Genomic DNA, 12,468 nt, shown 5'->3' on the forward strand with positions numbered 1-12,468 from the left:
ACCACATTCAGCTAAATGCTCTGCAATTGATTGAGGATGCGTTTTTCTGAAATCGGATAAGCCGTACCAAGCGTCTGCGCAAAACAGCTCACCCGGTACTCTTCCAGCATCCAGCGCACCTCGGCAAGCGCTTGCGGTACCGCCTGTGATTTAGGCAATTTCGCCAGCGTTGCCTGATATTCTGCGGCAGCATGATGAATGCTGAGCAAGTGCAGTTTATCGCGATTAGGATCTACCGGCAGTTTATCCAGCCGGATTTCAATCGCTTTCAAGTAGCGGATCACATCACTTAGCCGTTGCCAGCCAGAAGCTTCCACAAAGCCCTTAAACACTAACTGCTCTAACTGGCTTTGAATATCACTCATAGCAAATGCAATATTGAGGCTGATTTTACCCTTGAGGCGTTTACGGATACGTTGATGAGTGGTGAGGATCTCTTCCACTTTCAGCGCGATACTTTCCGCGGTGCTGTTCAGTTCCTGCCGCACGATATCCCGAGCCTGAGCAAATGCTTCAGGTGAGCGGACATCCAATGTCTGTTCATCGAGGATCTGTTGCACCGCCGCATGGATAATGTCGTCTATCAGCAATTGCACTTGCCCAAACGGATTAAAATACATTGCCAGTTTGGCTTTATTTGGCAATGCCTGCTGTAGATGTTTCACCGGTGAAGGGATATTGATCAGCAGCAGCTTACGCACCCCTTGCCGATGCAGTGCTTGGGCTTGCTGTTCATCATCAAATAATTTGATAGCAACACTTTCACCTTCATCCACCAGCGCCGGGAAGGCCTTTACTTCATAACTGCCACGGCGCCTTTGATACTCTTTCGGTAGTTCCCCAAAACTCCACTCGGTCAACGCTTGCTGTTCAATACCTTTATCGGCGACCTGCCGAATGGCCTGTTTTACCTGTCCTTGCAGGGTTGCCTTTAACTCATCGAGACTGCGGCTTTGGGCAAGCAACTTGCCCTGCTCATTCTCGATTTTGAAATTGATATGCAGATGTGGCGGCAGTGTGGTTACATCAAAATCTTCCGGTGCCACCTTAGTGCCGCTCATGCGCAGTAACTGCCGACACAAGCTCTCCAACAGTGGCTGCGCTAGCGGTTTCATGGCTTGCACACAGGCGCGGGCATAATCAGGTGCGGGCACAAAATTGCGCCGGAGCGGTTTCGGTAAAGATTTGATCAGGGCGACACATTTTTCTTCTCGCAGCCCAGGCACCTGCCATTCAAAATCTTTATCTTCAATCTGATTCAGCAGCGCCACCGGAATATGCAACGACACACCGTCATCTTCTTCACCCGGCTCAAAACGATAGCTCAGTGGCAAGGTGAGTTTGTCCTGCTGCCAGTTATCGGGGAAGTCCAATGCCGACACATGGGTATCGTCACGCTGCATCAGCAATTCACGGCTGAAATTCAGTAACTCTGGCGTTTGCCGCTGCTGTTGGCGCCACCACTTATTGAACAGTGGCAGATTGAAGATCCCCTCAGGGATACGCGCATCATAGAAAGCGAATAAGGTATCTTCATCGACCAGAATATCGCGCCGCCGTGATTTATGCTCCAGCGATTCGACTTCTTCAAGCAGTGCCAGATTCTGTTTATAGAAGGCGTCGGAGAGATGTAACTGCCCTTCTGCCAGGCCGCTGCGGATAAAAATCTGCCGCGCTTCTATCGGTTGTACGGGCCCAAACTGCACCTTACGACGATTGACTACCGTCAGGCCGTATAACACCTGGTTTTCCAGTGCAATGACCGACCCCTGTTTAGCCTCGAAATGTGGCTCTACATAATGTTTTTTAATCAGATGGGCGGCTAATGATTCCAGCCATTCCGGTTCTATCGCGGCGCAGCTACGGGCGAACAAACGCGAAGTTTCGGTGAGTTCAGCCGCCATCACCCATTTCGGGCCTTTTTTAGCTAATGGCGAGCCCGGGAAAATATAGAACTTGCGGTTACGGGTGCCCTGATATTCATTATTCTGATCTTTAAAACCGATATGACTCAACAGCCCTGAGAGCAACGCCTGATGCAATGGATCGTAACTGGCAGGCTCACTGTTTAGCCGCCATTTTAAGTCATGTACGCTCTGCCGCAGCTGCGCATACAGATCCTGCCACTCACGGATCCGCAAGTATGACAGATACTCATCCTTCATCTGTTTGCGGAACTGATTACCAGACAACTGTTGTTGCTGCTGTTTAAGGTAATTCCACAAATTGAGCAGCGCGACAAAGTCGGATTTCTTATCCGCAAAGCGACTATGCGCTTCATCTGCTGCCTGTTTTTTGTCCATAGGCCGTTCACGCGGATCTTGGATGGACAAGGCGGCAACAATCACCATGGCTTCCTGCAAACAACCGAGTTTATTGGCTTCCAGCACCATGCGCGCTAAGCGTGGATCTACTGGAATTTTTGCCAGTTCATGTCCTTGCCGGGTTAACTGTAAATGTCCTTTGTGACGCGCGACCGCCTGCAACTCTTCCAGCAGCAGAAAACCATCCCGAATATTGCGTTCATCCGGCGGTTGAATAAACGGAAAACCGGCAATATCCCCCAGGCCGATAGCTAACATCTGCAAGATTACTGACGCCAGATTGGTGCGCAGAATTTCCGGATCGGTAAACTGCGGGCGGTTATTAAAGTCATCCTGCGCGTACAGGCGGATACAGATCCCTGGGCCAACACGGCCACAACGCCCTTGTCGCTGATTGGCACTTGCCTGCGAAATCGGTTCTATCGGCAACCGCTGCACCTTGGTGCGATAACTGTAGCGACTGATCCTAGCGGTTCCTGGGTCGATAACATAACGGATTCCCGGCACTGTCAGCGAGGTTTCCGCCACGTTGGTGGCGAGCACAATGCGGCGACCTATGTGTGACTTGAATACTTTAGACTGCTCGCCATAAGACAGGCGCGCATACAAAGGCAAAACCTCAGTATCTCGCAAGTTGCGCTTGTTTAGCTGATCCGCCACATCGCGGATTTCGCGCTCGCCATTCAGGAATACCAGAATATCGCCAGGGCCTTCGGCGCAAAGCTCATCGACCGCGTGAAAAATCCCTTCCATCAGGTCGAGATCTTCATCTTCGTCACGCAGCAGCGGCCGATAGCGGGTTTCCACCGGATACGTACGGCCACTGACTTCTACCACGGGCGCATTGTTAAAGTGACGCGAGAAGCGTTCCACATCAATGGTGGCGGAGGTGATGATCAGCTTGAGATCTGGCCGTTTCGGCAAGATCTCTTTCATGTAACCGAGAATGAAATCGATATTGAGGCTGCGCTCGTGCGCCTCATCGATGATTAAACAGTCATACTGCAACAACCATTTATCGGAGGCCAATTCCGCCAGCAAAATACCATCGGTCATCAGCTTGATATAAGAATCGCTAGACACGGCATCGGCAAAACGTACTTTAAAGCCAACGGCTTGCCCCAACTCGGTTTGCAGTTCTTCTGCAACTCTTGATGCCACGCTGCGAGCCGCCAGTCGCCGGGGTTGGGTATGACCTATGATGCCACGGCTACCGAGCCCTAGTTCCAGACAGATTTTGGGCAATTGCGTGGTTTTACCAGAACCGGTTTCCCCGGCAACAATCACGACCTGATGGTTGCTGATAGCTGAGGCAATCTCATCGCGTTTTTGCGATACCGGCAGTTCCTCTGGATAGTGGATTTTCGGCCGATTGCGCAACCGCAGTTGTACCCGCTCATATGCAGCCTGTGCTTGTTCTGCTAATTCTGCCAATTTAGCGGCTTTGGCCGTTGCATCTTGCTGATGCTGCAATTTAGCCAAGGCACGGCGAATACCCGCGGCATCAGCTTGAAAACACTGCGCCAGATATTCTCGGGAAAGTGGGGACAACTTGCGATTCAAAACAATAACATCCAATAAACGGAAAACGGCGATCCTAGCAAGGATACGCCGTTTTGGATACGGTTGCTGAGTCTCGTTATGTAACTGCTGACTTTATCAGCAATCAGGCCGGAGTTTTGTAGCAGTGTTCGGTGTAACTACGGATAGCCGACAGCACATTGAAGCGATCAATCACGCCAATCACCTGACCATTATCAACCACTGGATAGATTTTAGGTTTCTGCCCCAGCATCTGTTCCGCCAACAGCAACACGCTATGATCGGGTCTGACCCACAGCACATCGCTACGCATACGGTCTTTCACCAGATCGGCCAAATCACAGTAATAACTGCTCTTCAACATGGCCGCCATACAATCCTGTTGTGACAAAAAGCCCACCAGTTGACCGTTTGCGGCAACTACTGGCGCCCCCGCCTTATGTTGATTCAGCAGTTGTTCCACGGCTTCAGCTATGGTCATCTCCGGTGATAACAATACCGGTTTACGATCCATATGGTCGCTGACTTTAATATCCATTACTTATCCCCAAGCTTGAAAGTCTACTTGTTAAGTGTAGTTGCGATTCTGAGCCTGGGGGAAATGCGATAAGTCGATTGCCTTAATTAGTTTTTACTGGTCACGCCAGATCATCACCAACGGATCTTCACCATTTTTGCGACTGGCGCGGTACATGCCTTCGGTGTTGAACGGTGTGGCAATATTGCCGCGCTGGTCAATCGCGATAACGCCGCCAGTGCCACCAGCACTGATCAAGCGCTGGTTGATCACTTCATCTGCGGCTTCAATAATCGATTTATGCAGATATTTAACCCGGGCACAGATATCCCCGGTGACATGATAGCGAATGAAATATTCTCCCCAACCGGTCGCAGAGACTGCACACACGCCGTTTTCAGCATAAGTCCCCGCGCCAATAATGGGCGAATCGCCGATGCGTCCAAAACGCTTGGCGGTCATTCCGCCAGTGGATGTTGCTGCGGCCAGATTGCCCTGTTTATCGAGTGCCACCGCGCCTACCGTGCCAAACTTGTAATCCAGATCCTGTGGATTGACTTTAGCCTGATAGTCTTTCTTTGCGGCGGCGGCAATCTTGGCTTTCGCATCTTGCAACTGCTGGTAACGCGGCTCTGTATCAAAGGTACTTGCAGGCACCAGTTTGAACCCTTGCGTCAACGCAAACTCCTCGGCACCCGCTCCCGCAAGCATCACGTGCTCAGATTTTTCCATTACCGCACGCGCCAAATCGATGGGATGTTCAATATGGCTCACGCCCGCAACTGCGCCGGCATTCATGGTGCTGCCGTCCATAATGGACGCATCCATCTCATGCTTGCCATCCCAGGTATAAACCGCTCCGCGCCCGGCATTGAATAACGGACTGTCTTCCAGCACATTGATGGCGGCCTGTACCGCATCGATGCTCTTGCCACCATCATCAAGCACTTTATAGCCCGCATTCACGGCTTCGGTGAGTTTGGCGCGATATTGCTTCAGTTGGTCGTCAGTGAGGTTTGCCTTCGAGATAGTCCCCGCACCACCATGGATCACAATGGCGTAAGGTGGTTCGGCGGCCAGCGTTGGTAATGCGGGAGAAGCCAGCAGCGCCAATGCCGTCCATAATTTTTTTATTTTGGTTTTCATTATTTTGTTTCCATGTTAACAAGCAGGTTCCTTTGTAGCGGTTTTAGTTAGCAAAAACAATCCGCAGCTTGCTTGCTGATCCTTCCAAGGTAACAATATCCTCTAGGAAGAGTGCGATACCGGGTTGAATCTTTGTTCGCTAAATATTTTGTAGCCATTTGTACAGGGTTAATCACCAGCGCCCTGCTGTTGATGCCGCGGCCTTTATTGGCAGCGGATAAAGCACTATTGAAGGTGCAGATTAACGGTGTGGAAGGTGCATTAAAGCGTAATATTCTGGCGCATCTGGGGCCCTTGCCCGAGAACGATAGTCAAAGAAGAGCTTGGCTGTTTGATGTCGGCAATGGCGTGCAAGATGCCCTACAGTCGTTGGGGTATTATCACGGTAAGCTCCAACAGCAACTTGAACAGAAAGACAACAGCCCCTGGCAGCTGACATTGACCATTGCCCCTGGTGAAGTCACCCGTATCCAATGGGTGGACATTGCGCTGGACGGCGAAATCCGTAACGACGCCATCATCAATCAATGGCTGGATCAGCTAAAGATCAAACCCGGCGATCCGTTAAATCATGGCGATTATGAATCGGTCAAGGCACAGCTAGCTGCCTTGGCTCTCTCGCGTGGCTATTTTGATGGGCACTACACGCAAGCGGAGATCCGTATCAACCGCGATCTGGATCTTGCCAAAATCAATCTGCGCTTCGACTCCGGCAAACGTTACCATATCGGCAACATCAGTTTTACCGGGCATACATTAGCACCAGGATTTCTCGATAAGCTCGTTCCGTTTGCCGCAGGAGCCACATACAGCAGCCGCAGATTATCAGCACTGAATCAAGAGCTGGTGGATACCGGTTATTTTGACAGTATCAAGGTGCTGCCACAGTTAGATAAACTCAGTGACGACCAAGTCCCGGTGAAAGTAGAGCTAACCCCAAAACCCGATCATTCCTTTCAGGTGGGGCTAGGTGCTGACATAGGTAACGGCGCTGATAACGAGATTGAACCCAGAGTTAAGCTGGTCTGGCGCACCCCACAACTCAATCGTTATGGTCATTTTCAGGAAACCAGTATCGAGTGGTCACCGGATCGGCCTAAAGTGATGTTTACTTACACTATTCCGCTTAGTCACCCGCTGGACGACCAACTCAAACTGCGCTTTGGACTGCTCTGGGATAAATATGGCGTGATCCAGCAGTACGACAATGCCGCACAGGAATTCAGTAATACCGGACAATTGGAGTCCCGCAAGCGGTTAATTGGGATTGGCCGCAATAAACGGTTAGGTCATGGCTGGCTGTTCAACTATTCACTGGATCTGCTACGCGAAGAATATACCCAGTCGGATGTTACTTATGATCCGCAGTTTTTGCTGTTTAGTGCCAGTATCAGCAAAACCGTTCGTGGCGATGCGAGTCTCGATCCTAAATCCGGTTTCCGACAGTTATACAGTGTTGAGTATGCAGACCCAGCGCTGGGCTCTGATGCCAGGCTCAGCAAGTTTGAGGCCCGCTTCAAGTGGATTGACACCTTCTTTGAGAAACATAGGTTTGTGGCAAGATTGGACTTAGGAGTCAACGTTGTTACCGATAACGATTTGGTGATTGTACCGCCATCACTGCGCTATTTTGCGGGCGGTGACCAAAGTATCCGTGGCTATAGCTACCAGGAATTAGGCCCCTATCGTGAATATATCAATAACGATGGGGTGTTATCTCGGGAAGTGATTGGCGGGCGTTACCTCGCCGTTGGCAGCTTGGAATATCAATACTATCTAACGCCTCAATGGCGGCTGGCGACCTTTGTTGATGCGGGTAATGCTTACGATAACGGTCAGATGGCACCGATTGTTGCCATAGGTGGTGGGGTGCATTGGATTTCACCGTTGGGACCTATCAAGCTTGATGTTGGCTTTGGGGTACATGATCCCGATATTGATTACCAGCCTTGGCGCATTCATTTAACCATGGGCACAGAGCTATGACGGCTGAACATGAAATGCCAAATGTTCCCCCGACACCGGAACGCTCATCCAAATCTGCCTTGCGCCGCACCTTTCACTGGCTTGTGCGATTGCTGGTATATCTGCCCACGCTGCTATTACTGCTGTTGGCGTTAATGGTGGGAACAGGCCCTGGCAGCCATTTAGCCATCACACTGGCAAACGCACTAGTCGCGGATCTACAGCTCAGTTATCAGAGTGGGACGCTCAACGATAAACTCGAATTACGCCAAGCAAGCTGGCAGATGCCCGGAATTCAAGTGCGTACAGGCCATCTGTTGCTGCAATGGCGCCCTGCGTGCCTGCTACAGGCTCAACTGTGTGTCGAATCTTTGCAGTTAGCTGACACGCAAGTATCTGTGACCACCGCCGCATTACCTGCTACACCGGCCGATAACGCCGCCTCGACCAACAGCGATCTGCAACTCCCCTTCGATATCCAGTTGAAATCCGCCAAATTACAACAAGTACAGGTACACGTTAATGACATGCAGTTTAATAGCAACGAACTGTTATTAGCCGCCACCTGGCAAAAAAGCGGGCTACGGGTGGAATCGCTACAAACTCAGGGGCTGCAAGTGAATATCCCCACCGCCGCCAACGATAGCGTGGCTAACAGTGGTTCTGCGTGGCCGCTGGCACAGTTGCCGGAAGTGACGATGCCATTTCCGCTTAATATTCAGTCTGCGGTATTAGCCGATTCAACCCTTACCATAGGTGCTCGTCAGGATAAATTCTCACGGTTGGATTTACAGGGCAGTTTTTACCACGAGCACTTGGCACTGCAACATCTACAGCTCAGTCATGACTATGGTGATGGACAATTGAGTGGTGAAATAACGCTGGCAGGCCATTATCCACTCACGCTACACACACAGTTGCATCTCCGTCAGCTTCCGCAACTCCCCGCAGGCGCAACAACTGACCGCCGCATTCAGTGGCGATTTAAGCCAACTAAAAACTGAGTTGCAACTAAGTGGCGAGCAACAGGCAGAGATTAACGGCCAGATCAATCTGGCCACGGCTTCCCTGCCCTATGAGGTCACAATAACCCACGGCAAACTGCACTGGCCGCTGACCAAAGCGCAATATGCAGTGGCAGACTTGACCCTGCACAGCCAAGGTTCATTGCAGCAACAAACGGCGACAATCAGCGGTAACTTTGACACGCCTTGGCTACAACAAATTGATTTAAAAACAGAATTTTCGCATAAACCACAACGATTAGACGTTTCCGCTTTTACAGCTTGGTCTGCCGCAGGACAACTGACGCTCCAGGGCATGCTGAATTATGCCCAAGGCTTCAAATGGCAGGCAACCGTGGGGGTGGAAGAACTCAATACCGCCCAGATTGCCCTGAACGATGACACCATGACCCTGCCGGAAAGCAGCATAAGTGGCCGCTTCAACACCCACGGACAGGTGACAGATAAACAGTGGCAAGTTGCGATTGCTGATGCCGATTTGAAAGGCTCAGCCGCGAAAACGCCTTTTGTATTGACGGGCAGTGCCGATGTGGATCAGCGCTGGCATCTACACAGCCAAGGGGTGCAACTGAGCGCCTTTAACTCGTCGTTGACGCTAAATGGTAATGCTGGCGAACGCTGGGATCTCAACGGCAAGCTGACGGTGCCAGAGTTAGCGATGTTTTATCCGCAAGCCCACGGAAGTATCAACGCCAATATCACAGTGCGTGGCGATGAATCACAGCCACAACTGGTGCTTGACGGTAACGCCAACCAACTCAGCTTTAAAGAATATACCCTGCAAAGTGCCAACATCAGTGGTCATTATGCGCCACTGGCTCAACATGCCTTTACTTTGCAGATAACTGGGCAAGCGCTCACCCTGAGTCGTCAGCAAATCGAGAGTCTGACACTGCTGGCTAATGGCGATATTCACCAGCAACAACTGACACTTAATAGCCATGGAACACAGAGTGTCAGTCTCAAACTCAATAATCACTATGACCCACAGCGACAGCAAATTGAAACCCAACTGCAACAATTACAATTAGATACGTTGCTCGGTCGCTGGCAGCTACAGCAAGCCGCCCATGTCAGTTGGGACTTCAAGCAACAACAAGGACAACTATCACCGCTATGCCTGCAAGCTCCCCATAATCAATTATGCCTGCAACAGCCAGTGACAATTGCCGCCAAAGGCATAGCAAGGGTTCATTATAACGGTGAACCGGGACAGCTTTTGAGCGCACAGCTCCCTGAAGGCGTCACCTGGCAAGGCAAGGCGGATATGGATGCCAGTATTAGCTGGTCACCGACAATGAAACCGTCTGCACAACTGCAATTTAACATTGCCCCTGGGCGCGTTAGCTTTCCTGAGGGACGAGATTCACCGGCGCCCATTGACTTTGATGGCGGCTTTATCAAGGCGACCCTAGATCAACAATCACTGAACAGCCAAATTGCGTTTACCGCGGGTGAAATACTGCAACTACACAGCCAGCTGAATATCGGCGTTGCGCCAACCCACCCGTTAACCGGCTCGATAAAAATGCAGCAGATCAACCTCAAACCATTGCAGCGGTTGGTGCCACAATTACAAACCTTGCAGGGGCTGGTGAATGCCGATATTGCCGTGGCTGGCAGCTTACATGAACCGCAGTTTAGTGGTCAGTTGCAACTGCAAGACGGCGAACTGATCAGCACCAATAATCCCACCAAAATCGAGCAACTACAGCTGCAACTGGCCTTTGCCGGTCAACATGCGACCTTGCAAGGTCACTGGAAAATGGGTGAAGGCACCGGCGAAATGCAAGGCGATATCCGGTGGCCTGACGGGCAATTTACCGGAGATCTCACCCTTAACGGCCAAGCATTGACGTTGATCCAACCGCCGTTGGCTATCCTGAATGTATCGCCGAAACTGCAATTACATTTCGCACCGCAACGTCTGGATGTTAAAGGTTCTGTTGATATTCCGTCAGGTAACATCAGCATCATGCAATTGCCAGATGGCGGCGTCAGTGTGTCACAAGATGTGGTATTTGATGATACGGTAACAGAAGCCCAAGCACGTGCGACCCCGATGGCAATCAGCGCCGATATCGGACTTAATGTTGGCAATAAAGTCGCCATAGATGGCTATGGTTTAAAAGGCATGCTCAGCGGCACCTTGAGGCTGCAACAGCAAGCCAATAAACCCGCACAACTGTTTGGTAATATCCGGGTATTGAATGGTAGTTACCGCTTTATGAGACAAACATTATCCATTACAACTGGTGAGCTACAATTTGCTGGCCCGCCACAAGTGCCCAATCTCAATGTTGAAGCTATTCGCGAAATAAAAGATGAAGATGTTGTGGCCGGAGTACGAATCACTGGCACACCGCAAAAACCTGTAGTCACCCTATTTTCCAATCCGGCCAAAGAACAAGCTGAAATCTTATCCTATATCGTACAAGGCAAAGGCTATGACGCCAGCCAGAACAACTCACTGATGCTGAGCGCCGCCATGGCACTAAGCGGTCAGGTAACTGGCGGAGGGCAGACATTGAACAATATAGGTAACACCGCTGCCGGGCTGGTGGAAAAGTTTGGTTTCTCTAACGTACAACTCGACACCAATGATGATGGTAAGGTCGCCATCAGTGGTTATTTGGGTAAGGATTTAATGCTCAAGTACGGCGTTGGCGTATTCAACCCCGGCTATGAGATGACGGTACGTTACTATCTGTTGTCCAAGCTCTATCTGGAGTCAGTCACCAGCACTGTAGGACAATCTTTGGATATCTATTACAGTTTTGATCTGTAATGGCACGTTTCAAGGTACAAAAAAAGCGCCCTAAGGCGCTTTTTCGAAGTGTCACGAATTAAGCGTAAACAAAGTCTACGTGTTCGATGATAGGTTTGAACACATGACGCTGCATCGCTTGAGCGCGAACTTTCACTTCTTTGCCATCGAGAACAATAGTCAACTCGCTGGTATAGAAATCGTCATTAGCTTGCACGTTGATGATATCTTTGTGATCAAAAACAATAGATACCGGTGTTTTACCAGTACCATAGATAACGCCAGGGACTTTACCCTCACGGCGCAGGCGGCGGCTCGAACCTTTCCCAATCTCTGTGCGGGTAGTAGCTTGAATAGTGTAAGACATAACAATTACTCTCTCATTAAAAAATAACTGGCCGCCATTTTCGACCAATGGCGGCCTCGTATAAAGCGGGCGGATATTACCACAGCAACCCCTAGGCGACAAGCGCTAAAGCGGCTGTATTATATGCTTACCAGTGCCGGACGGGGCCACAATCTATGTGGACAAATCCCGATTTAGGATAATACCCCACGCCACCGAGTTTCAGACTTAAGGCGGCTTCACGTACATGGCTCAATTTCATCCCTGGGATAGCAATATCCATGGCCATGCCGGACATATGGAAACTCTTTTTAGCCACACCACTGCTATGAGAGCGCAACAGTGCATTGGTCTTGGGAGAACGATAACCCGAGATCACGTGTACCTCTTCAGCGCTGCCAAGTCGTTGTTGCAGTTGATACAGATAATCAAACAGCCGTTTATCCATCGGCGCTTCAAGATCTTGTCTATGATCTCTTAGCAAGTGATTGAAAGAAGATAGCGTATCGCCAAGATACTGCCCGTCTAACCAGTAGACGCCATCCTGATGTTCACCCGTATGGATGTTATAAAAACTGAGTGACCGACTACCTTGAGTGGAACGGCTCGCCATAACTTTTGCGGGAAGAAGGGACATCAACGCCACGCCCCCGAGGCCTTTCAACAACTGCCTGCGGGCAGGACATACAACTGACAAATTAACCACCTTGCTAATGATAATGCGCTATAAACGTCCAAAAATTAACCGCTTTCATATGACAGGTCAACCTTGAATTCCGTGAGCCTGCGCATGTTTAGTACAAAAAATAACCATCGCTAGACTATTTTCTTCCGGA

7 protein-coding genes and 1 pseudogene are annotated in these 12,468 nt (G+C 50.3%); 3 read left to right on the forward strand and 5 right to left on the reverse strand.

Going from position 1 to position 12,468, the window contains the following annotated elements:
* Nucleotides 1-11 precede the first annotated feature (11 nt).
* The 3 genes from hrpA to KHX94_RS19350 form a co-directional block, all read right to left on the reverse strand.
* Nucleotides 12-3,893, reverse strand: a complete 3,882-nt coding sequence (gene hrpA / locus KHX94_RS19340; RefSeq protein ID WP_213683525.1) for an ATP-dependent RNA helicase HrpA — start codon at nucleotides 3,891-3,893, stop codon at nucleotides 12-14.
* 97 nt (nucleotides 3,894-3,990) lie between these two features.
* A complete protein-coding gene (locus KHX94_RS19345) occupies nucleotides 3,991-4,404 on the reverse strand; it encodes a CBS domain-containing protein (protein WP_213681833.1) in 414 nt (137 codons plus the stop codon).
* A 93-nt stretch (nucleotides 4,405-4,497) separates the two neighbouring features.
* A complete protein-coding gene (locus tag KHX94_RS19350) occupies nucleotides 4,498-5,529 on the reverse strand; it encodes an isoaspartyl peptidase/L-asparaginase family protein (protein WP_213681834.1) in 1,032 nt (343 codons plus the stop codon).
* 192 nt (nucleotides 5,530-5,721) lie between these two features.
* Here KHX94_RS19350 and KHX94_RS19355 point away from each other — a divergent pair, with 192 nt between their 5' ends.
* The 3 genes and pseudogenes from KHX94_RS19355 to KHX94_RS22045 form a co-directional block, all read left to right on the forward strand.
* Nucleotides 5,722-7,515 carry an autotransporter assembly complex protein TamA gene (locus tag KHX94_RS19355; protein ID WP_213683526.1) on the forward strand — a complete coding sequence of 598 codons (1,794 nt, stop codon included), beginning with the start codon at nucleotides 5,722-5,724 and terminating at the stop codon, nucleotides 7,513-7,515.
* Nucleotides 7,512-8,498 carry a translocation/assembly module TamB domain-containing protein gene (locus tag KHX94_RS19360; RefSeq protein ID WP_213681835.1) on the forward strand — a complete coding sequence of 329 codons (987 nt, stop codon included), beginning with the start codon at nucleotides 7,512-7,514 and terminating at the stop codon, nucleotides 8,496-8,498. The genes KHX94_RS19355 and KHX94_RS19360 overlap by 4 nt, the downstream gene beginning before the upstream one ends.
* Before the next feature lie 1,735 nt (nucleotides 8,499-10,233).
* Nucleotides 10,234-11,307 (forward strand): annotated as a pseudogene (locus KHX94_RS22045) (translocation/assembly module TamB domain-containing protein); the annotation flags it as partial.
* Nucleotides 11,308-11,365: 58 nt separating this feature from the next.
* Here the strand turns inward: KHX94_RS22045 and rplY are convergent.
* On the reverse strand, nucleotides 11,366-11,653 hold the full coding sequence (rplY, locus tag KHX94_RS19370) for a 50S ribosomal protein L25 (protein WP_213681837.1): 288 nt from the start codon (nucleotides 11,651-11,653) through the stop codon (nucleotides 11,366-11,368).
* A 127-nt stretch (nucleotides 11,654-11,780) separates the two neighbouring features.
* On the reverse strand, nucleotides 11,781-12,329 hold the full coding sequence (mepK, locus tag KHX94_RS19375; RefSeq protein ID WP_213681838.1) for a peptidoglycan L,D-endopeptidase MepK: 549 nt from the start codon (nucleotides 12,327-12,329) through the stop codon (nucleotides 11,781-11,783).
* Nucleotides 12,330-12,468 lie beyond the last annotated feature (139 nt).

The sequence above is a fragment of the Shewanella dokdonensis genome (assembly GCF_018394335.1).
GTDB lineage: Bacteria > Pseudomonadota > Gammaproteobacteria > Enterobacterales > Shewanellaceae > Shewanella > Shewanella dokdonensis.